The organism is Cellulomonas sp. Root137, from assembly GCF_001426725.1.
Classification (GTDB): domain Bacteria; phylum Actinomycetota; class Actinomycetes; order Actinomycetales; family Cellulomonadaceae; genus Cellulomonas.
The window spans coordinates 1,773,942-1,794,682 of record NZ_LMFG01000001.1 but is presented as its reverse complement, the minus strand read 5'-3'; the positions used below and the strand labels follow the sequence as shown (position 1 = coordinate 1,794,682).

19 protein-coding genes are annotated in these 20,741 nt (G+C 73.3%); 15 read left to right on the top strand and 4 right to left on the bottom strand.

What is annotated here, in order from left to right:
* Positions 1-101 precede the first annotated feature (101 nt).
* Positions 102-1,814 carry a DEAD/DEAH box helicase gene (locus ASD18_RS08635; RefSeq protein ID WP_082573946.1) on the top strand — a complete coding sequence of 571 codons (1,713 nt, stop codon included), beginning with the start codon at positions 102-104 and terminating at the stop codon, positions 1,812-1,814.
* A 50-nt stretch (positions 1,815-1,864) separates the two neighbouring features.
* On the opposite strand, the gene ASD18_RS08630 is transcribed toward ASD18_RS08635, so the two are convergent.
* Both ASD18_RS08630 and ASD18_RS08625 read right to left on the bottom strand, forming a co-directional pair.
* Complete coding sequence (locus ASD18_RS08630; protein ID WP_056089384.1) at positions 1,865-2,488, bottom strand: MarC family protein; 624 nt, start codon at positions 2,486-2,488, stop codon at positions 1,865-1,867.
* On the bottom strand, positions 2,485-3,327 hold the full coding sequence (locus tag ASD18_RS08625; protein ID WP_056089380.1) for a PHP domain-containing protein: 843 nt from the start codon (positions 3,325-3,327) through the stop codon (positions 2,485-2,487). The genes ASD18_RS08630 and ASD18_RS08625 overlap by 4 nt, the downstream gene beginning before the upstream one ends.
* A 38-nt stretch (positions 3,328-3,365) precedes the next feature.
* Between ASD18_RS08625 and ASD18_RS08620 the strand changes: the two genes are divergently transcribed.
* Entirely contained in the window at positions 3,366-4,892 is a 1,527-nt protein-coding gene (locus ASD18_RS08620; protein ID WP_056089377.1) for an aminopeptidase P family protein, read from the top strand.
* 195 nt (positions 4,893-5,087) lie between these two features.
* Here the strand turns inward: ASD18_RS08620 and ASD18_RS08615 are convergent, their stop codons facing one another.
* Entirely contained in the window at positions 5,088-5,789 is a 702-nt protein-coding gene (locus ASD18_RS08615; protein WP_056089374.1) for a general stress protein, read from the bottom strand.
* Between the two features lie 94 nt (positions 5,790-5,883).
* On the opposite strand from ASD18_RS08615, the gene ASD18_RS08610 reads away from it, so the two are divergent.
* The 13 genes from ASD18_RS08610 (at position 5,884) to ASD18_RS08550 (ending at position 20,184) form a co-directional block, all read left to right on the top strand.
* Positions 5,884-7,191 (top strand): magnesium transporter MgtE N-terminal domain-containing protein, encoded by a 1,308-nt coding sequence (locus tag ASD18_RS08610; RefSeq protein WP_056089371.1) that lies wholly within the window; start codon positions 5,884-5,886, stop codon positions 7,189-7,191.
* A complete protein-coding gene (locus tag ASD18_RS08605) occupies positions 7,184-7,720 on the top strand; it encodes a DUF1003 domain-containing protein (RefSeq protein WP_056089368.1) in 537 nt (178 codons plus the stop codon). The genes ASD18_RS08610 and ASD18_RS08605 overlap by 8 nt, the downstream gene beginning before the upstream one ends.
* A gap of 26 nt (positions 7,721-7,746) precedes the next feature.
* Complete coding sequence (locus ASD18_RS08600) at positions 7,747-8,886, top strand: Mrp/NBP35 family ATP-binding protein (RefSeq protein ID WP_056091859.1); 1,140 nt, start codon at positions 7,747-7,749, stop codon at positions 8,884-8,886.
* A 59-nt stretch (positions 8,887-8,945) separates the two neighbouring features.
* Positions 8,946-9,731: a DeoR/GlpR family DNA-binding transcription regulator gene (locus tag ASD18_RS08595; protein ID WP_056089364.1), complete on the top strand. Its 786-nt coding sequence runs from the start codon at positions 8,946-8,948 to the stop codon at positions 9,729-9,731.
* Entirely contained in the window at positions 9,728-10,903 is a 1,176-nt protein-coding gene (gene galT, locus ASD18_RS08590; RefSeq protein WP_056089361.1) for a galactose-1-phosphate uridylyltransferase, read from the top strand. Before ASD18_RS08595 ends, galT begins: the two co-directional genes overlap by 4 nt.
* Positions 10,900-12,099: a galactokinase gene (galK, locus tag ASD18_RS08585; RefSeq protein ID WP_056089358.1), complete on the top strand. Its 1,200-nt coding sequence runs from the start codon at positions 10,900-10,902 to the stop codon at positions 12,097-12,099. The genes galT and galK overlap by 4 nt, the downstream gene beginning before the upstream one ends.
* Positions 12,100-12,358: 259 nt before the next feature.
* Positions 12,359-13,378, top strand: coding sequence for a hypothetical protein (locus tag ASD18_RS08580; RefSeq protein ID WP_056089355.1), 1,020 nt, complete (start codon positions 12,359-12,361; stop codon positions 13,376-13,378).
* Positions 13,375-14,169, top strand: a complete 795-nt coding sequence (locus tag ASD18_RS08575; RefSeq protein WP_056091856.1) for an ABC transporter ATP-binding protein — start codon at positions 13,375-13,377, stop codon at positions 14,167-14,169. The genes ASD18_RS08580 and ASD18_RS08575 overlap by 4 nt, the downstream gene beginning before the upstream one ends.
* A complete protein-coding gene (locus tag ASD18_RS08570) occupies positions 14,166-15,410 on the top strand; it encodes an ABC transporter permease (RefSeq protein WP_056089352.1) in 1,245 nt (414 codons plus the stop codon). The genes ASD18_RS08575 and ASD18_RS08570 overlap by 4 nt, the downstream gene beginning before the upstream one ends.
* A 244-nt stretch (positions 15,411-15,654) precedes the next feature.
* Positions 15,655-16,644, top strand: coding sequence for a hypothetical protein (locus tag ASD18_RS08565; RefSeq protein ID WP_156387917.1), 990 nt, complete (start codon positions 15,655-15,657; stop codon positions 16,642-16,644).
* The gene (locus ASD18_RS08560) at positions 16,641-18,224 is read left to right on the top strand and encodes a peptidoglycan-binding protein (RefSeq protein WP_235522298.1); all 1,584 of its coding nucleotides are present in this window, start codon (positions 16,641-16,643) and stop codon (positions 18,222-18,224) included. The genes ASD18_RS08565 and ASD18_RS08560 overlap by 4 nt, the downstream gene beginning before the upstream one ends.
* Positions 18,221-18,940 (top strand): ABC transporter ATP-binding protein, encoded by a 720-nt coding sequence (locus ASD18_RS08555; protein WP_056089346.1) that lies wholly within the window; start codon positions 18,221-18,223, stop codon positions 18,938-18,940. The genes ASD18_RS08560 and ASD18_RS08555 overlap by 4 nt, the downstream gene beginning before the upstream one ends.
* A complete protein-coding gene (locus ASD18_RS08550) occupies positions 18,937-20,184 on the top strand; it encodes an ABC transporter permease (RefSeq protein ID WP_056089343.1) in 1,248 nt (415 codons plus the stop codon). Before ASD18_RS08555 ends, ASD18_RS08550 begins: the two co-directional genes overlap by 4 nt.
* Here the strand turns inward: ASD18_RS08550 and ASD18_RS08545 are convergent.
* Positions 20,124-20,699 carry a transcriptional regulator gene (locus ASD18_RS08545; RefSeq protein WP_056089340.1) on the bottom strand — a complete coding sequence of 192 codons (576 nt, stop codon included), beginning with the start codon at positions 20,697-20,699 and terminating at the stop codon, positions 20,124-20,126. The two genes, ASD18_RS08550 and ASD18_RS08545, sit on opposite strands and share 61 nt — an antisense overlap.
* Between the last annotated feature and the right edge of the window lie 42 nt (positions 20,700-20,741).

The following is a 20,741-nucleotide window of genomic DNA, read 5'->3' as shown; positions in this document are numbered from 1 at the left end:
GTCGGCCCCGGCAGCGCGCGGCACACCACCCTTCGCAGTGAAGAGTCCTCGTGACCACCACCGACGAGACGCCGGAGCAGGTCTCTGCTCTGGCCGAGCCCATGACCCGCCCCCTGAAGAACACCTGGTCCTCCGTGCAGGCCGTCGAGGCCTCGTTCGCGGACTTCGACGTCCGCCCGGAGATCGTCCAGGCGCTGGCCGACGCGGGCATCACGCACCCGTTCCCCATCCAGGCGATGACCCTGCCGGTCGCGCTGTCCGGCCACGACATCATCGGCCAGGCCAAGACCGGCACCGGCAAGACCCTCGGATTCGGCGTCCCGCTGCTGCACCGCGTGGTCGCCCCCGGCGAGGAGGGCTACGAGCAGATGCCCCACGCCGGCAAGCCGCAGGCCCTCGTCGTCGTCCCCACCCGTGAGCTCGCCGTCCAGGTGGCCGGTGACCTGGCCACGGCCAGCTCCCGCCGCAAGGTCCGCGTGCTGCAGGTCTACGGCGGCCGCGCGTACGAGCCGCAGATCGCCGCGCTGAACACCGGCGTCGACGTGGTCGTCGGCACCCCCGGGCGCATGATCGACCTGCTCAAGCAGAAGCACCTCGACCTGTCGCACGTGAAGGCGGTCGTGCTCGACGAGGCCGACGAGATGCTCGACCTGGGCTTCCTGCCCGACGTCGAGACCCTCCTCGCGGCCACGCCGGCCAGCCGCCACACGATGCTGTTCTCGGCCACCATGCCGGGCGCCGTCGTCGCGATGGCCCGCCGCTACATGACGCAGCCGACGCACATCCGCGCCGCGGACCCGGACGACGACGGCCAGACCGTCAAGAACATCAAGCAGGTCGTCTACCGCGCGCACGCCCTGGACAAGGTCGAGATGCTGGCCCGCATCCTGCAGGCCCGCGGCCGCGGCCTGACCATCGTGTTCGCCCGCACCAAGCGCACCGCCGCCAAGGTGGCCGACGACCTGGTCGAGCGCGGCTTCGCCGCCGGCGCGCTGCACGGCGACCTCGGCCAGGGCGCCCGCGAGCAGGCGCTGCGCGCGTTCCGCCACGGCAAGGTCGACGTGCTCGTGGCCACCGACGTGGCCGCCCGCGGCATCGACGTCGAGGCCGTCACGCACGTCATCAACTACCAGTGCCCCGAGGACGAGAAGACCTACCTGCACCGCACCGGCCGCACCGGCCGCGCGGGCGCCAAGGGCACCGCGGTCACGTTCGTCGACTGGGACGACATCCCGCGCTGGGGCCTGATCGACAAGGCGCTCGGCCTGGGCATCCCCGAGCCGATCGAGTCGTACTCCAGCTCCGCGCACGTGTACGAGGACCTCGACATCCCCGAGGGCACCAAGGGCCGCCTGCCCAAGTCGCAGCAGACCCGCGAGGGCCTGGGCGCCGAGGTGCTCGAGGACCTCGGCGAGACCGGCAAGCGCGGCGGCGGGCGTCCGGCGACCACGCACTCGGACGCGATCCGCGGCGGCGGGCGGGGCGACTCGCGACGCGGCGACTCGCGCGCGCACTCCAGCGACTCCCGCTCCACGTCCGCCCCGCGCAGCACCGGTCCGCAGACCGAGCGGCCGGCGGACGACTCCGGGGAGGCGCGCGAGGGCAGCCGTCGTCGCCGCGGCGGTCGCGGGCGCGGTCGTGGCGAGGGCGAGGGTGCCGAGACCTCCGCGCCGGCGGACGGCGCCCCGGCCGAGCAGGGCGCCGAGGGCGCGTCGACCGGTGGCAGCGGCCGCCGGAGCCGCAGCCGTCGTCGCACGCGCAGCGGCCAGGCGAGCGAGGGCGGCGCCCCGCAGGCGACGGCCACCGAGGCCTGACCAACCGGACGGACGAGAGGGCGCGTGCTCCGCGGAGCACGCGCCCCTCGCTATGCCGCCTGGATGAACGCGGTGACCGCGTCGGCGACGAGCTGCACCGCGATGGCGGCGAGCAGCAGGCCGGCGATCCGCGTGACGAGGATGGTCCCAGAGTCGCCCAGGATCCGGTGGATGACGTTGGCGAACCGCATCGCTAGGTAGAGCGCCACGTGCACGGCGACGACGCCGGCCGCGATGGCGGTCCACTCGGCGACGGTCTTGTCGGACTGCTGGACGAACACCATGGTGGCGACGATGGCGCCGGGGCCGGCCAGCAGGGGCGTGCCCAGCGGCACGAGCGCGACGTTGACCTTCCCGTTCCCCGACGGCTGCGGCTCCTCCATCTTCCCGGTCAGCAGCTCCATGGCGATGAGCAGCAGGAGCAGCCCGCCGGAGGCCTGCAGGGCGGGCAGGGTGATGTGCATGTAGTCGAGCAGCGACTGCCCGAACAGGGCGAACGCCACGATCACCCCGAGGGCCACCAGGACGGCCTGCCGTGCGGCGCGGTTGCGCTGCTGGCGGGTCATCGCGCCGGTGAGTCCGAGGAAGATGGGCACCACGCCGGGCGGGTCCATGATCACGAACAGCGTGATGAACACCGACGCGAACAGGTAGGCGTCGAACACGTCGCTCATGGTCTGATCACGTCTGTCGTCCCTCGCTCCTCGATCGCCGCGAGCACCTCGGGCGCGGTGAGATTCTCCCCCAGCCGGTTGGCCTTCCCGTCACCGTGGTAGTCGCTCGACCCCGTGACCAGCAGGCCGAGGCGGTCGGCGATGCCGCGGAGGCGCACCCGCTGCGCGGGCGAGTGGTCGCGGTGGTCCACCTCGATGCCGCCGAGGCCCGCGGCCGCGAGGCGGTCGAACACGCGGTCGGGCACGATCCGGCCGCGGGCGTCGGCGCCGGGGTGCGCGAAGACGGGCACACCGCCGGCGGCGCGGATCGCACGCACGGCGGCCGGCCCGTCGGGGGCGTAGTGCGGCACGTGGTACGGCCCGTCCGAGGCCAGCAGGTGCACGAACGCGGCGTCCCGGTCGGGCACCACCCCGCGCGCGACGAGGGCGTCGGCGATGTGCGGGCGGCCGACGACGACGGCGTCGCGCGCCTGCTCGAGCACGTCCTCCCAGGTGATCGGCACGTCGACCGCGAGCAGCTCCACGATCTGCCGCGCCCGGTTGAGGCGGGCGTCGCGCGTCCGGTCCAGCTCGACGGTGAGTGCGGGATGCGTCGGGTCCTGCAGGTACGAGAGCAGGTGGATGCTGATCCCGCTGGACCGCGCGGAGACCTCGGTCCCCCGGACGAGCGCGATGCCGTGCTCGTGCGCCGCCTGCTCCGCCTCCGCCCAGCCGGCCGTCGTGTCGTGGTCCGTCAGGGCGACGACGTCGAGACCCGCGGCCGCCGCGTCCGACACCACCTGCGCGGGTGCGCCCGTGCCGTCCGACGCCGTCGAGTGGGTGTGGAGGTCGATGCGCACGGAGTCACGGTAGTCGGGGCTGGTGGGAGGATGACGCCATGAGTGAGGACCTGACGCCGGAGACCACCCCCACCCAGCCGCTCGCCGACCGGGGCAGCAACCGGTCCCAGCGGCCCGGCTCCCCGGAGTTCGTGCGGTTCGTCACCTCCGGCTGGGGCGAGCGTCCGCCGTCGACCCTGCAGCGCGGCGCCGCGGCCGACCACACCGCCGCGCGCCGGTCGGCCCTCGCCGCGCAGTTCCCAGGCGAGCGGCTCGTCATCCCTGCCGGCGCGTTCAAGCAGCGGTCCAACGACACCGACTACCGGTTCCGCCCGCACTCCGCGTTCGCGCACCTCACCGGCCTGGGCGCCGAGCAGGAGCCCGACGCCGTGCTCGTCCTGCACCCTGTCGAGGACGGCACGGGCGACGACGGCGGCGGCCACCGGGCCGTCCTGTACATGCGGCCTCTGGCCGGCCGGGACACCGAGGAGTTCTTCTCCGACTCGCGCTCCGGTGAGTTCTGGGTGGGCGCGCGCCCGACGCTCGAGGACCTGGAGAAGCTCACCGGGATCCACACGGCGCACCTCGACGACCTGCGCGACGCCCTGGCCAAGGACGTCGGCGAGGACGGCGTGCAGGTGCGGGTGGTCCCGGAGGCCGACGAGGCGATCGAGGAGCTGGTCGAGGAGATCCGCGCCACCGAGGCCGCCGGTCAGCGCGACGAGCGGCTGGCCGAGGCGCTGTCCGAGCTGCGGCTGGTCAAGGACGCGCACGAGATCGAGCAGATGCGCCTCGCCGTGGACACCACGATCGAGGGCTTCGAGAAGATCGTCCGCGCGCTGCCGGAGGCGGTCGCGCACCGGCGCGGCGAGCGCGTCATCGAGGGCACGTTCGTCGGCCACGCCCGCCAGGAGGGCAACGCGGTCGGCTACGAGACCATCGCCGCGGCCGGGGACCACGCCACGACGCTGCACTGGATCGACAACGACGGCCAGGTGACGCCCGGCGAGCTGGTGCTCGTGGACGCCGGCGTGGAGGTCGACTCGCTCTACACGGCCGACGTCACGCGGACGCTCCCGGTCGACGGCGAGTTCACCGAGGTGCAGCGCCGGATCTACCAGGCCGTGCTGGACGCCGCCGACGCCGGCTTCGCGGCCGCCGTGCCGGGCGCCCGGTTCCGCGACGTGCACGAGGCCGCGATGGTGGTGATCGCCGAGAGGCTCGAGGAGTGGGGCCTGCTCCCGGTGACGGCCGAGGAGGCGCTGCTGCCCGAGAACCAGCACCACCGCCGCTGGATGGTGCACGGCACCAGCCACCACCTGGGCCTCGACGTGCACGACTGCGCGGTCGCCCGCGCCGAGCTCTATCTCGACGGCGTGCTGGAGCCCGGCATGGTGTTCACCATCGAGCCCGGCCTGTACTTCAAGTCGGACGACCTGCTGGTGCCGGAGGAGTACCGGGGCATCGGCGTGCGGATCGAGGACGACGTGCTCATCACGTCCGACGGCAACGAGAACCTGTCGGCGGCCCTGCCCCGCGAGCCCGACGCCATCGAGGCGTGGATGGCGGGACTGCTCGGCCGCTGAGTGTCGATCGGGCGCGAGCGTCCGCGTCACCACCTGTGAGAGGGACAACCCCGACACAGGAGGCAGACATGGACGGCGCCCACCTCGCACTGCTGTTCTCGAAGTCCGCGACGATTCGGGAGGCGCGCAGCGGCTTCCCCGACGCCCCGCAGGTCGACCCGGAGCCGACCTTCCGCGAGCGCCGGGCCGCGCGGCTCAGGGCGCGTGCGGAGGCCCGCTCGGCGCGTGCGGCGGCACGGGCTGGTCGGACGGCGGTCCGGTCGGCGGAGCGGGTGGTCCGGGCGGCGCGACCGGCGGCACGGTCGGAGAGCCCCACGGGTCAGCGGGGGCCGCAGCCGGCGGGTACGCAGCCGACGGATCCGACGGACTTGTGGTGGTGATCGGGGCGGCGGGCCGAGCGGGCCAGCCGGACTGGACTCCGCCGATCTCCCGCAGCAGCTCCCGGGCCTTGTGCGCCTGCTCCGCCCGGCACAGGACGGCGTAGGACGACGCGACGATCTGGCTGGTCGACGTGAAGTCCCGCTTCCCGCGGGAGAACGAGTACGTGAGGATCGCGAAGAGCAGGCCGAAGGCGCCACCGATGAAGATCGCGGGCACCAGGGGGCTCTGCGCGCCCGGCGTGGTGAAGAGGCTGAGCAGCAGGCCGACGAAGAGGCCGAACCAGGCGCCCGACAGGAACCCGCCGAGGGCCACCCGGGGGTAGGAGAGGCGCCCGGTGACGCGCTCGACCATCTTCAGGTCCGCGCCGACGATGGTGACCAGCTGCACGGGGAACGCCTTGTCCGCGAGGTGGTCGACCGCCTTCTGCGCCTCGAGGTAGGTGGCGTAGGACGCGACCGCCTCGCCCTGCGGCGGCGTGGGGGTGCGCGGGGCACGAGCGTTACCGGAGAACGACATGCGGCGATCCTCCCCTAGCGCCGCAGGGATCGCCAGGCCCCGACGACCGGCATGGCGGCGGCCGGCAGCCGGAGCCCGGTCTAGGCTGACCGACGTGAGCAGCGTCGGGACCAGGGTGTTCGTCGCGCGCCTTGCCGGGACCAACGTGTTCGACCCCCTCGGTGACCAGGTGGGACGGGTGCGCGACGTCGTCGTGCTGGTGCGCCCCAAGGGCATGCCCCGAGCGGTCGGCCTCGTCGTCGAGGTGGCCGCGCGTCGGCGCGTCTTCCTCCCGCTCACCCGCGTGACCGCCGTCGACTCCGGGCAGGTCATCTCGACCGGCCTGGTGAACATGCGTCGGTTCGAGCAGCGCGCGTTCGAGACCCTCGTCGTCGGCGAGCTGCTGGACCGGACGGTCGAGTTCGTCGACGGCTCCGGCCCGGCCACCATCGAGGACGTCGCCATCGAGCTGCAGCGCAACGGCGACTGGGTCATCTCCAAGCTGTTCGTCCGCCGGCAGACCCCCGGGCGCTCCAGCATCCTGCGCCGACGCGGCGAGACCCTGCTGGTCTCGGTCGACGAGGTCACCGGGCTGGGCCAGGCCAGCGCCGCCCAGGGCGCCGAGCTGCTGCTCGCCCAGTACGAGGACCTCAAGCCCGCCGACCTGGCGGACGTCCTGCACGACCTCGGCCTCACGCGCCGGCTCGAGGTGGCCAGCGCGCTGGACAACGAGCGGCTCGCCGACGTGCTGGAGGAGCTGCCCGAGGACGACCAGGTGGGCATCCTGCAGGGCCTGGCCCGCACGCGCGCCGCCGACGTGCTCGAGGCCATGCAGCCCGACGACGCCGCCGACCTGCTGGGCGAGCTGCCCGACGAGCAGGCCGCCGAGCTGCTCGAGCTCATGGAGCCCGACGAGGCCAAGGACGTCCGCCGCCTGCTCGCCTACGAGGACAACACCGCGGGCGGTCTGATGACCACCGAGCCCGTGATCCTCGGCCCGGAGACGCCCATCGCCGCCGCGCTCGCCCACGTGCGCCGCCAGGACCTCACCCCCGCGCTGGCGTCGATGGTGTTCGTCGCGCGCCCGCCGCTGGAGACGCCGACCGGCCGGTTCATCGGTGTCGTGCACCTGCAGCGGCTGCTGCGCGAGCCCCCGCACGAGGCCATCGGCTCGATCGTCGACACCGACATCGAGTCGATCACCGTCGACGCGCCGCTGCTGGCCGTGACGCGCAACCTGGCCACCTACAACCTGCTGGCGCTGCCGGTCGTGGACTCCGAGAAGCGCCTGCTCGGCGTGGTCTCGGTGGACGACGTCCTCGACCACCTGCTGCCTGAGGACTGGCGCGAGACGGACGACGAGGGCAACTTCTCCAGCACCGGCACGCTCGGCAGCCCCACACCGGGGGTGACCCGTGGCTGAGCGCCTCGACACCCCGCTGGAGACGCGGCGCCGGTTCATCCGCAAGCCGCAGCTGGACGAGGACGCGTCCGGCAAGATCTCGGAGAGCATCGCCCGGTTCCTGGGCACGCCGCGGTTCATCATCTACCTCACGCTGTTCTGCCTCGTCTGGATCGCCTGGAACATCTGGGCGCCCCCGGACCTGCGCTTCGACAAGGCGGCCAACGGGTTCACCGCCCTCACGCTCATGCTCTCGCTGCAGGCGTCGTACGCCGCCCCGCTGATCCTGCTCGCGCAGAACCGGCAGACGGACCGCGACCGCGTGCAGGCGGAGCAGGACCGGCAGCGCTCCGAGCGCAACCTCGCGGACACCGAGTTCCTGGCCCGCGAGATGGCGGCGCTGCGCATCGCCCTGTCCGAGGTGGCCACCCGCGACTTCGTCCGGTCCGAGCTGCGCAACATGCTCGAGGACCTCACGGCGGAGCGCGAGGCCGAGCAGGAGAAGCACCCGGAGGCTCCCGAGCGGGGACGGAAGGCCCCCCGGAGCTAGTCCGCGCGCCGCCTACGATGGGCCGCATGCCGGACCCCACCGACCCCCTGCTCGATGCCATCCGTGATGCGCTCTCCCGCGTGCTCGACCCGGAGATCAAGCGCCCGATCACCGAGCTCGGCATGGTCCGCTCCGTCGAGGTGGCGGGCGCGCGCGCGACCGTCGGGATCGACCTGACGACGCCCGGCTGCCCGCTCAAGGACACGCTCACCCGCGACGTCAGCGCAGCAGCGGCCACCGTCGACGGGGTCGACGAGGTCGCGGTGGTCTTCGGTGTCATGTCCGCCGAGCAGCGGGCCGCGCTCCGGACGCTGCTGCGGGGCACGGACTCCGAGCCCGTCATCCCGTTCGCGCAGCCCGGCTCGCTGACCAAGGTGTACGCGATCGCGTCGGGCAAGGGCGGCGTCGGCAAGTCGTCGGTCACCGCCAACCTCGCCGTCGCGATGGCGGCCGACGGGCTGAAGGTCGGCATCGTCGACGCCGACATCTACGGCTTCTCGATCCCCCGCATGCTCGGGGTCACGCGGCAGCCGACGCGGGTCGACGACATGCTGCTCCCGCCCGAGGCCTTCGGCGTGCTCGTGGTCTCGATCGGCATGTTCGTGCCGCCCGGCCAGCCGGTCGTGTGGCGCGGGCCGATGCTGCACCGCGCGCTGCAGCAGTTCCTGGCCGACGTGTTCTGGGGCGACCTCGACGTGCTCCTCCTCGACCTCCCGCCCGGCACCGGGGACATCGCGATCTCCGTCGCGCAGCTGCTGCCGAGCTCCGAGCTCGTCGTGGTCACCACCCCGCAGGTGGCCGCCGCGGAGGTCGCCGAGCGTGCCGGGTCGGTGGCCGTGCAGACGCGCCAGCACGTGGTCGGCGTGGTGGAGAACATGTCGTGGCTCGAGCAGCCGGACGGCTCGCGGCTGGAGATCTTCGGCTCCGGCGGCGGGCAGACCGTCGCGGACAACCTGACCCGGATCACCGGCGGCGACGTCCCGCTGCTCGGCCAGGTGCCGCTCGACGTCCGGCTGCGCGAGGCCGGCGACGACGGGACCCCCGTGGTGCTGAGCGCCCCCGACTCCCCCGCCGCGCAGGCGCTGCGCGAGGTCGCCCGCTCGCTGGCCGCCCGCCGCCGGGGCCTCGCGGGCCGCTCGCTGGGTCTCACGCCGGCAGGCCGCTGACCGAACGCTGACGCCATTCCGGTGTTGAAGTTTGTTTGTTTGAGTGCGATGCTGTTCGGGTGCTCGCCTCCCAGCGTCAGGAACGGATCCTCGCCGCCGTGCGCTCCGAGGGTGCCGCGCGGGTGGCCGACCTGGTGGAGAGCCTCGACGTCTCGGACATGACGGTCCGCCGCGACATCGCGGAGCTGGCCCGGGCGGGCCTGGTCCGGCGGGTGCACGGCGGCGCGGTCGCCCCCGACGCACCCGGACGGCCCACCGACGAGCCGGGCTTCGAGGCCAAGCGCTCCTGGGCGGGCCCCGAGAAGGCGGCGATCGCCCGCGCGGCGCTGACGACCATCGAGCCGGGGCAGGCCATCGCGCTCTCGGCGGGCACCACCACGTTCCTGCTCGCCGAGCTGCTCGCGGGTTCGGGCATCGGTCCGCTCACGGTCGTCACCAACGGCCTGCGGATCGCCGACGCCCTGCACGGTGCGCGTGACCTCGAGGTGATCCTCACCGGCGGCGTGCGCACCCCGTCGGACGCACTCGTCGGCCCCGTCGCCGACGCCACGCTGGCCGGCCTGCGCGTCGACCGCACCTATCTCGGGGTGCACGGGCTCGACGCGCACGGACTGACCACCCCGAATCTCGCGGAGGCCGCCACCGACCGCGCGCTCATGGCCTGCGCGGCGGCGACCACCGTGCTGGCTGACCACACGAAGTGGGGGGTGGTGGGCCTGGCGCGCATCGCCCCGCTCGACGACGTCGACACCCTGCTCACCGACGACGCCCTGCCCGCCGACGCCCGACGACACCTGACCGCGATCACCCTGGTCACGGTCGACACCTCTGGAGCCACCCCGTGAACGTCCGACTGACCACGACCACGCTCGCCGACGGTCGGGAGCTGCTCTACTTCGACGACTCGGAGCCCTACGTCTCGGGAGCGGCCACCCGCACGCTCGAGGACGCCCGACCCCTGGTCGACAGGTTCGCGCCCGTCCCCGACGCCGACGGCGTCCCGCAGCCGGTCACCGGCCCGGAGCTGCGCCGCGACCCCCTCACGGGCGAGTGGATCCCGATGGCCGCGCAGCGGATGAACCGCACGTTCCTGCCGCCCGCCGACGCGAACCCGCTCGCGCCCGCCAAGCCCGGCGCGGTCTACCAGGACGGCGAGATCCCGGCGGAGGACTACGACGTCGTGGTGTTCGAGAACCGGTTCCCGTCGCTGCTCGCGGTGCCCGGCATCCCCGACGTCCCGGTGCAGCGCGACGGCGAGCCCCTGTGGACCGTCCGCCCGGCCGCGGGCCGCTGCGAGGTCATCTGCTTCTCGTCGGACTCGACCGCGTCGCTGAGCACGGTGACACCGCGTCGGATGCGCACGATCGTCGAGGCCTGGGCGCAGCGGACCAAGACGCTGCACGCGCTGCCGGGCATCGAGCAGGTGTTCGTGTTCGAGAACCGCGGCAAGGAGATCGGCGTCACCCTGCACCACCCGCACGGGCAGATCTACGCCTTCCCGTACCTCACCCCGAAGACGACCACGATGCTCGCGCAGGCCCGCGCGCACCGGGAGCGGACCCGCCGCCTGCTGGGCCGCGACGTGCTCGACGCGGAGCTGGCGCACGGCGAGCGGATCGTGCTGGAGTCCGAGCACTGGGTGGCGTACGTGCCGTTCGCGGCGCGCTGGCCCGTCGAGGTGCATCTGGCCCCGCGGCGCGACGTGCCCGACCTGCCGGCCCTGAGCGACGCGGAGCGCGAGGACCTGTCCACCGTCTACCTGTCGTTGCTGCAGCGGCTGGACCGGTTCTTCGTCGGCCCGGACGGTGAGGCGATCCCCCTGCCGTACATCTCCGGCTGGCACCAGGCCCCCGTGCGCGAGGGCCGCGACGACTCGCGCCTGCACCTCCAGCTGTTCTCGGTGCTGCGCGCGCCGGGCAAGCTCAAGTACCTGGCCGGCGTCGAGTCCGGCATGGGTGCCTGGATCAGCGACACCACCCCCGAGCGCATCGCGACCCGTCTGCAGGAGCTGGCATGACCCCCGAATGGCTCGAAGCCTGGACCCCCGCCGAGGGCGCCGACCGCGCCGCCGCCGTGTTCCGTGCCCGGTTCGCGTCCGAGCCCGACGGGACCTGGTCGGCTCCCGGGCGCGTGAACCTCATCGGTGAGCACACCGACTACAACGGCGGCCTGTGCCTGCCCATCGCGCTCCCCCACCGCACGTACATCGCCCTGCGGCGGCGCGACGACGACACGGTCCGGCTCGTCTCCGCGCAGGAGCCCGCCGGGCTGCGGACGATCGAGCTCGCGGACGTCGCCCCCGGCACCGTCGAGGGCTGGGCCGGCTACGTCGCCGGCGTCGCCTGGGCGCTGCGCCAGGCGGGGCACACGGTCTCCGGGTTCGACGTCGCGGTCGACTCCTGCGTGCCGTACGGCGCCGGGCTCTCGTCGTCCGCCGCGCTCGAGGCCTCCGTGGCGGTGGCCCTCGATGCGGTGTTCGCACTCGGCCTGGCGGGGTCCGACGACGGACGCGCGACGCTGGCGTCCTTCTGCGTCCGCGCCGAGAACGAGATCGCCGGAGCCCCCACGGGCGGGATGGACCAGGCAGCAGCCCTGCGCGCCCAGGCGGGGAACGCCCTCCTGCTCGACTGCCTCGACGGCTCCGTCCGACACGTCCCCTTCGACCTGGCCGCGCACGGGCTCGCCCTGCTCGTCGTCGACACCCGCGCCGAGCACGCCCTGGTGGACGGCCAGTACGCCGCCCGGCGCGCGTCGTGCGAGGCGGCGGCGGAGCGTCTCGGTGTCGGCACGCTGCGCGAGATCTCCGACGACCCCCGTGGCCTGGAGTGGGCGCTCGGCAAGCTCGACGACGACGTGCAGGTGCGCCGCGTCCGGCACGTGGTGAACGAGATCGACCGTGTCACGTGGTTCGTCGCGCTGCTCGACGCGGGCGAGGTCGGGCTCGTCGGGACCCTGATGAACCAGTCGCACGCCTCGCTGCGCGACGACTACGAGGTCTCCTGCCGGGAGCTGGACCTCGTGGTCGACACCGCCCGGGAGACGGGCGCCGCGGGCGCGCGGATGACCGGGGGCGGGTTCGGCGGGTCCGCGATCGCGCTCGTCGGTGCGGACGACGTGGACCAGGTGGCGCAGGCCGTCGCGGACGCGTTCGCGGCGGAGGGCCTGCGGGCACCGGCGTTCCTGGTGGCGACGGCAGCGGGCGCGGCCGGCTGACCACTGCCGGACCGAGCTCGTGGTTTCGGCGCGAGGTCGTGGGTGTGCACCCTCGGTCTCGCGCCGAACTCACGATCTCGCCCACGCGGCCGCCGCGCGTGTCGGTGCTTGACCGCTAGTGCACATCGCGCAGTAGTGTCTGCCGCACGGTAACGGGTCGACCCCGGTGGCCAGATCATCCTCGCGATGGATCCGCAGGCCAGGGCGTGGTCGATAGGTTCCGGACGCCGTCCCGACATCGACAACGAGGAGCCCGACCGTGGGGGTCACCCGCCGGATCATCTTCCCGACCATCCGCCTGATCCTGTGGGCGATCATCGCGGCCGCCCTCGTGAAGATCGCGTTCGCCGGTGCGGACGTCAGCACGGTAGACAACTCCCTGCAGCCCACCGGGGCGATCGTCGAGCCGACCGTCGAGGTGGCGACCGGCACGGTGACCAACGCGGTGACCGTGCAGGCGTCGGTGACCTCCGACGCGGCCGTCGTCGTGCGGGCCACCCTGGCCGGCACGGTGTCCAAGCTCCTCGCCGCGGACGGCGCGGCCGTCGCGGCGGGCACCCCGGTCCTGGAGATCCGGCAGGAGACCCCGCAGGACCCGATCGTCAAGACGAACCCAGAGACCGGCGAGGTGACCACCACCGAGCGCAAGCCGAAGGTCGTGATCGAGACCGTGAAGGCGCCGGTCGCGGGGACCCTGTCGCTGCCCACGCTCAAGGACCAGGTTGTCTCGGTCGGTGACGAGGTGGGCAAGGTGGCCCCCGGCACGCTCTCGGTCACCGGGACCCTCACGCCGGACCAGCAGTACCGACTGGTCGGCGCCCCGACGCAGGCAGCCGTGACGCTCAACGGCGGACCGGCCCCGTTCGACTGCACCGGCCTGCGCGTCGGTGCGGCACCGAGCACGGGTGCCGAGCCGGACATCACCGTCGCGGCGAGCACGTCGGGCACCGTCACCTGCGCGATCCCGGCGGGCGTCACCGCGTTCCCGGGCCTCGGCGCGAGCGTCGAGATCACCAACGGCACGGCCGCCGACGTCGTCGTCGTCCCGATCACCGCCGTGCAGGGAACCGTCCAGAAGGGCAACGTCTGGGTGGTCGCCGCCGACGGCAGCAACGAGAAGCGGCCCGTCGGGCTAGGACTCACCGACGGAGAGAACGTGCAGATCACCGAGGGACTGGTGGCCGGCGACACGATCCTGGAGTTCATCCCGGTGCCCGGTGGCGCCGGGAAGCCGGTCGACTGCAGCCTCAACTACGACCCGGCTGTGTGCGGCGGATGAGCCTCCTCGAGCTCACCGACGTCACGCGGGCAGTCCGGCTGCCCGACGACCGGCTGCTGCACATCCTCCAGGGCGTGACCCTCTCGGTCGACGCCGGCGAGCACGTCGCGATCGTCGGCCGCTCCGGCACGGGCAAGTCGACGCTGCTCAACATCCTCGGCCTGCTCGACGCGCCCACCACCGGCCAGTACCTGCTCGAGGGCGTGCCGATCGGCAAGCTCTCGAACGGCACGCGCACCAAGCGCCGGGGGCGGGACTTCGGGTTCGTGTTCCAGCAGTTCAACCTGCTCCCCGGGCGCACGGCGCTGGAGAACGTGGCCGCTCCCCTGCTCTACGCCCGGGGCCGGCAGTTCTGGTCGAGGACGCGCCTGGCCGCGGAGATGCTCGAGCGCGTCGGCCTGGGCGACCGGGTGGACACCATGCCCGACAAGCTGTCCGGCGGCGAGCAGCAGCGCGTCGCCATCGCCCGCGCGCTGGTGCGCGGGCCGCGGGTCATCCTGGCCGACGAGCCGACCGGCGCCCTCGACGTGGAGACCGGCGGCGAGGTCATGGACCTGCTCGACGAGATCGCGTCGCAGACCGGCGCCGCGCTGGTGACCATCACGCACGACCTCGCGGTGGCCGCGCGGGCGGAGCGCCAGTACCGGCTGACCGAGGGCGTCCTGGTGCCCATCAGCCTCGACACGACCTCGGACTGGGTGGGCGACGTGCCCACGCTCGTGGCGGACAGGTCCGCCCGCACCGAGCGTCGCCTGCCCGATCCCGCCGGCGAGGCGGAGGTGCTCGCATGACCGGCGTCGTCGGCGCGATCGTCGAGGCCTGGGGGGAGCTGCGGATCCACAAGCTCCGGGTCCTCCTCGCCCTCATCGGCGTGGCCTGCGCGGTCACCGCCATCACCGGCGTCACGGCGCTGGTGTCCATGCTCAACCAGTCGTTCAAGGAGCAGACCGAGCGCCAGTCCGGCCGCGTGGTCACGCTCAACGTCAACGCCTGGTCCATGGGAGAGAACGCCACGCCACCGACCGGGTGGGACGCCGAGTTCGACCGCGTGCTCGAGCGCTACGACATCACCTACGCCAGCCGCAACGAGTGGACGCAGGCCGTGGTGCGGTACCCCGACGGGACGCGGGCCACGCAGGTGCAGGCCGTCGACGCCGACCTCGGCACGATCAACCGGATCGTGCCGGTGCAGGGCCGCTGGTTCACCGACGCCGACGAGGAGGCGATGGCGCCCACGCTCGTGGTCAACGAGGCGTTCCTCGAGGCGCAGGGGCTGTCGGACCTCTCGTCGCACCCGACGGTGCAGCTGGGCGACCGCGCGCCGGTCACGGCGGCCGTCGTCGGCGTCCTGCACGACGACTGGGTCGACGCCGAGCCTGTCGCCTACGTCCTGTACGACCAGTTCCACAGCTGGATCGGTCCGGACGGCTCAGGCATGCAGTCCGGCGGCTCCGGTCCGGTGGTGCCCAACCCGATGATGCCCCCGCAGGTGCCGTCCATGTACCTGTGGGTGCCCACGGAGCAGTCGATGGACCTCGGCGACCAGATCAAACGGGACATGCAGGCGGTCGCGCCGGGCTGGGAGGTCGACGTCCAGGACAACAACTACAACACCGGCGGGCTCGACCGGGCGACGAAGTGGGTGGGCATCGGCGTCGGCGCCTTCGCGCTGCTGCTCGGCGGGCTCGGGCTGGTGAACATCGCGCTGGTGACCGTGCGGTACCGCATCCGCGAGATCGGCATCCGGCGCTCGTTCGGCGCCACGTCCGGGCGCGTGTTCTTCGGGGTCATGCTCGAGTCGGTCGTGGCGACGGTCGTGGCCGGGCTCGTCGGCGTCGTCCTCGCGGTGGCCATCATCAAGAACGTCCCCGTCGAGCGGATGTTCGGGAGCGGCATCCAGGACATGCCGCCGTTCCCGGTCAGCGCCGCGCTGGTGGGCATGGCCGCGGCAGTCGCGGTCGGCGCCCTCGCGGGCCTGATCCCCGCGATCGTCGCCGTCCGCGTCAAGGTCATCGACGCCATCCGATACTGACGTCTGACGGAGCGAAAAGGTTGTGCGACCTGCGGTGGATGTGCGACGACACACCGGCTCCCTACGGTCGAGGTCGTGACACCACGACGCCGGGCGTCCGCGGAGGGGCGGACGCCTGGCGCTCGTCACGACGCCGTCCCAGAGATCACCCTCGAGGTGGATCTTTGGCCCACTCTGTGCCGCTATGTTCAGCGTCGACACGAGTGAGACCACCTGTGACTCCACCGCCGAAGGGGCCGACACGATGAGATCCACACGCACCACCACCGCGCTCGCCACCGCGGCGGTCGCGGTGACGCTGCTCGCAGGCTGCAGCGGTGGCGGGAGCGATCCCACAGACGACGGCACCCTGACGTACGAGGACAGCCCGCTGAGCGTCTACTGGGAGCAGCTGGGCGGTTCGCAGGACCCCTCCGACGCCGAGGCCCAGCAGGCCCGGTCGGAGGAGATCGTCGCCGCCTGCATGCAGGACGAGGGCTTCGAGTACACGCCCCAGGACGCCTCGGGCATGACCCAGAGCATCGAGGACGAGGGCGACATGCCCGCCTGGGACTCCCTGGAGTTCGCCGAGCAGTTCGGGTACGGCGCCACGACCTACGCCGACATGCCGATGAACCAGGGTGCCGAGGAGTGGGTGGACCCCAACGCCGACTACCTGGCGTCCATGAGCGAGGGCGAGCAGCAGGCGTTCTACGAGGCGCTGTACGGCAAGCAGACGATGTCCGAGGAGCCCACCGACGACGAGACGGCCGTGGAGCAGGAGTACGACTGGACGACGGCCGGCTGCCAGGGCAAGGCCCAGCACGAGGTCTACGAGGAGGGCCAGGTCTACGACGACCCGGAGTTCAAGGACCTGATGGACGGCATGTCCGAGCTGTACACGGACGTGGAGAAGGACGAGCGGACCATCGCCGCGTACCGCGAGTGGGCGGAGTGCATGGCGGAGGAGGGCTACGACTTCGCCAACCCGCAGGAGGCGCAGAACAGCATCTACGAGGCGGTCAACGAGATCCCGTACGACGAGGAGGACGGCTCGCAGGACCCGGCCGCGCTGGCCGAGCTCCGCGAGGAGGAGATCGCCACGGCGACTGCTGACCGCACCTGCCAGACCAGCACGGGTTCGGCGCGGGCCGCCCTCGAGGCGCAGTTCGCCGTGGAGCAGGACTTCATCGACGCCCACAAGGACGAGCTCGACGCGATGGTCGAGAAGGCGGCGCAGGCGGACAAGACGTGAGCACCCACGTCACCGGCGGGCGCCGCACGATCGTCGTGATGGCGGTCGTCGCCGTCGTCTGCCTCGCCGCCGGGCTGTTCCTGAGCCAGCTGATCGTGTCGCCGGGCAAGGCGGCCGCCGACGCCGCTCCCCCGACCGCGGGACCCATCACCGTGCCGGTCGAGAGCCGCGTGATCTCCAACGAGCTCGTCATCCGCGGCGACGTCGGGTACGACGACCCGGTCGCCCTGCGGGTGGAGACCGGCGACCTCGGCGGCCCCGCCGTCGTCACCGGACAGGTGCCGCAGGTGGGGGCGCAGATCGGGCCGGCGTCGGTCGCCCTCGAGATCGTCGGCCGGCCCGTCATCGTCCTGCCGGGAGACCTCCCCACCTACCGGTCGCTGCGGGCCGGGGTCTCCGGCCCGGACGTCCGCCAGCTGAAGGCCGCGCTCGCGTCGCTCGGCATCGACGCCGGCGACCCCGCCACCGACACGTACGACTCCGCCACCGCGGCGGGCGTCCGTGCGCTGTACCAGAAGGTCGGGTACGAGCCCCCCGCCGCAGGCGAGGAGCTGCAGGACACGGCCACCGCGGCACGCGAGGGCGTCCGGTCCGCGCAGGACGGCCTCGCCGCCGCCCAGCGCGAGCTGGCCGCTGCCGCCGCCGGCCCGGTGTCGTCGGTGATCATCGGCCTGGACACCGCCGTGGCGGTCGCCCGCCAGACGCTCGCGGACGAGCAGGGCCGGTGCGCGGCCCCCACCGAGGAGGCTCCGTGCAGCCAGGCCGCGCTGGTGCAGGCGCAGGGCGCGCTCGCCCAGGCCGAGGCCGAGCGGGCCGAGGCAGGAGCGGCGAAGGACGTCGGGTCCCAGCGCGCCGCGGTGAACTCGGCGCAGGCGCAGCTGACGGCAGCCCGGGAGCTCCAGGCCGAGGCGCAGGCCGCGACGCTCACGCCGCTGCCGGCCAGCGAGGTCGTGTTCGTGCCGACGCTCCCCCGGCGGGTGGACGTCGTCAGCGCGATCCGCGGCGGGACGGTGACGGGCGAGTTCATGAGCGTGTCCGGCGCCACCATCCAGATCACCGGCAGCGCGACGCGCGCGGACGCGGAGCTGCTGACGGTCGGCGCGACGGGGTCGATCACCCTCGACGACCAGGAGCTCCCGGTCACCGTCGCCGCGGTCAAGGACTCCGCTGAGACGCCCACGGATCCGGGCACGCCGGAGGGTGAGGAGCCCGAGCAGCCTGCGGCACCGAAGGGCGATCGTCGGGCGGTCGTCTTCACGCTGGGGAGCCTCACGCCGGAGCAGGTGGTCGCGCTGCAGAACACCAACGTGCGCGTCCGCGTGCCCGTGAGCTCGACGCAGGGCGAGGTCCTCGCCGTGCCGCTGGCCGCGCTGACGGCCGGTCCGGGGGGCGAGTCCCGAGTGGAGCTCGCCGGCGCGGGCGGGAAGGCCAGCTCGCTGGTGACCGTCACCACCGGGCTGGCGGCCGACGGCTACGTGGAGATCTCGAGCGCCGAGAGCCCGCTCGTGGCCGGCGACCTGGTGGTCGTGGGCGTCGCCGACACCGAGAAGAAGACGGCCGACGCGGAGGCGGACGAGTGACGGTCCTCGACCTGCTCGACGCCCCCGAGCAGCTCGGGCCGCCGGCGCCGGTGCTCGAGCTGCGGGGTGCCGCCCGCCAGTTCCCGGGCGACCCCCCGGTGCACGCGCTGCATCCTGCCGACCTCGCGGTGGCGACCGGCGACTACCTGTCGGTCGTCGGGCCCTCCGGCTCGGGCAAGTCCACGCTGCTCAACCTGCTCGGCCTGCTGGACAAGCCGACCGAGGGCGAGTACCTGCTCGACGGGATCCCCACGGCCGGCGCCGGCGAGCGCGAGCGTGCCGCACTGCGGGCCGGTCACATCGGCTTCGTGTTCCAGGCCTTCCACCTCATGCCGCACCGGACCGTGCTCGAGAACGTCCTGCTCGCCACGCTCTACAGCGGGGTGCCCCGGTCCGAGCGCCGCGACCGGGCACTGGCCGCGCTCGACCGCGTCGGGCTGAGCCACCGCGTCGACTTCGTCCCCACGGTCCTGTCGGGTGGCGAGCGGCAGCGGGCGGCCGTCGCGCGCGCGGTCGTCGCGCAGCCGCGGGTGCTGCTGGCCGACGAGCCGACGGGCAACCTCGACTCGGAGAGCTCGGCGAGCGTGCTCGACCTGTTCGACGAGCTGCACGCGGGCGGGCTGACCCTGCTGGTCATCACGCACGACGACGAGGTCTCCGCGCGGGCGCAGCGCCGGGTGCGCATCGCCGACGGCTACCTGCGCGAGATCCCGTGACCGCCCTGGCGGAGCGGGTGGCGCGGACCGACCGTTTCGGGCTCCGGGACCTGCTCGCCGAGGCGGCGGCGGGCATCGGTGCGCGCCCGGGCCGGCTGCTGCTCACCATCCTGGGCACCGTGCTGGGCATCGCCTCCGTGGTGGTGACCGTCGGGCTGGCGCAGACCGCGTCCGGTCAGATCAACAAGCAGTTCGACGCGGTCGCCGCGACGCAGGCGGTGGCCGAGCCGGAGACCAGCAACGGCTGGGACGGCTCCGAGCGCGCGATCGGCACGCTGCCGTGGGACGCGTCGGAGCGCGCCGAGCGCCTCGCGGGCGTCGAGGCTGCGGGGACCTTCTCCGCCGTGGACGTCGGCGACGCGGAGATCACCGCGGTGCCGGTGCACGACCCGTCGGCCGCCCGCACCGCCGCGCCCGACGTCGTCGCCACCTCCCCCGGGGCGCTCGAGGCCATCGGCGGCCGGGTGGTCCAGGGCCGCTACTTCGACGCCGGGCACGACGCCCGCGCCGACCGCGTGGTCGTGCTGGGGGTGGACGCGGCCCGGCGGCTCGGCGTGGTCCGCGTGGACCGCCAGCCGTCGATCTTCATCGGCGACCGCGCCTACCAGGTCATCGGCATCATCGACGACGTGGTGCGGCGCTCCGACGTCCTGGGCGGCGTGCTGATGCCCGAGGGGACCGCTCGTGCCGACTTCGGCCTGGCGGCACCGGGCGAGCTCCACCTGCACCTCGCCGTCGGCGCCGGGCCGGTGGTCGGCAGCCAGCTGGCCACCGCGCTGGACCCCAACGCACCCGAGACCATCGACGTGCAGACGCCGCCGGCCACCTCGAAGGTGCGGCAGAGCGTGCAGGCGGACGTGAACACGATCTTCCTGGCGCTCGGCGGAGTGGCTCTGCTCATCGGAGGTGTGGGGATCGCGAACGTGACCCTGCTCTCCGTGCTGGAGCGCGTCGGCGAGATCGGTCTGCGGCGGGCGCTCGGGGCCACCCGGCGGGACATCGGCGCGCAGTTCATGGTCGAGTCCGTCGTGGTCGGGCTGCTCGGCGGGATGCTGGGCGCCGCCCTCGGGGTGGCCGTCGTCGTCGGTGTCAGCGCTGCGCAGGAGTGGACCCCGATCCTCGACCTGCGGATGGTCGGCGTCGCGGCGCTGGCGGGCGGCGTGATCGGACTGCTCGCGGGGCTCTACCCGTCGCTCAAGGCCGCGTCGATCGAGCCCATCGCCGCGCTACGCGGGGGCGTCTGACGCGTCACGTCCTCGTGCAGCGCCCAGAACACCGAGTACGGGATCCCGCCAGGGTCGGGCGGTCGCGTCGCGAAGTCCTGGAAGACCGCGTGCACCCGGGTCATCAGCTCCTCGAGACCGCCCGGGTCGAGTCGCAGGCCGAGGCGGGTGACCAGGACGTCGGCGGGGTCGACGAGGGCGACCTCCTCGAGGAAGGTGTCGATGAGGATCCGGCTCATGCCCGGGCCGCCGGGGGTGCGCCACGACTTGCGGGTGGCGCGGTAGGGGACCTCGCGCGCCCCGCGGGCACCCCGCCGGACGGGTTCGGCGCTGAGGAAGCCCCGGTCGACGAGCGTGCGGACGTGGTGCAGGACGGTCGCGGGGTTGCGGTCCAGGCGCTGCGCGATCTCCCGGTTGGTGAGCGGCTCGTCGAGGCAGAGCCGCAGGATCCGGATGCGCAGCGTGCTGGCCAGGGCGCGCGCGTCCGCGTCTGCCTCCGCGGTGGCAGCCTCGTCGAGCGGTGCGGCCTCGGTCATGCGCCGATCCTCCCACAGTGATTGACATTTCCCAATCAGTCG

Excerpts from the sequence above, each read along its gene's own strand:
- ASD18_RS08635 (WP_082573946.1), top strand. The coding sequence starts at position 102 with ATGACCCGCCCCCTGAAGAACACCTGGTCCTCCGTGCAGGCCGTCGAG.
- ASD18_RS08630 (WP_056089384.1), bottom strand. The coding sequence starts at position 2,488 with ATGAGCGACGTGTTCGACGCCTACCTGTTCGCGTCGGTGTTCATCACG.
- ASD18_RS08620 (WP_056089377.1), top strand. The coding sequence starts at position 3,366 with ATGAGTGAGGACCTGACGCCGGAGACCACCCCCACCCAGCCGCTCGCC.
- ASD18_RS08615 (WP_056089374.1), bottom strand. The coding sequence starts at position 5,789 with ATGTCGTTCTCCGGTAACGCTCGTGCCCCGCGCACCCCCACGCCGCCG.
- ASD18_RS08600 (WP_056091859.1), top strand. The coding sequence starts at position 7,747 with ATGCCGGACCCCACCGACCCCCTGCTCGATGCCATCCGTGATGCGCTC.
- galK (WP_056089358.1), top strand. The coding sequence starts at position 10,900 with ATGACCCCCGAATGGCTCGAAGCCTGGACCCCCGCCGAGGGCGCCGAC.
- ASD18_RS08575 (WP_056091856.1), top strand. The coding sequence starts at position 13,375 with ATGAGCCTCCTCGAGCTCACCGACGTCACGCGGGCAGTCCGGCTGCCC.
- ASD18_RS08570 (WP_056089352.1), top strand. The coding sequence starts at position 14,166 with ATGACCGGCGTCGTCGGCGCGATCGTCGAGGCCTGGGGGGAGCTGCGG.
- ASD18_RS08565 (WP_156387917.1), top strand. The coding sequence starts at position 15,655 with ATGAGATCCACACGCACCACCACCGCGCTCGCCACCGCGGCGGTCGCG.
- ASD18_RS08545 (WP_056089340.1), bottom strand. The coding sequence starts at position 20,699 with ATGACCGAGGCCGCACCGCTCGACGAGGCTGCCACCGCGGAGGCAGAC.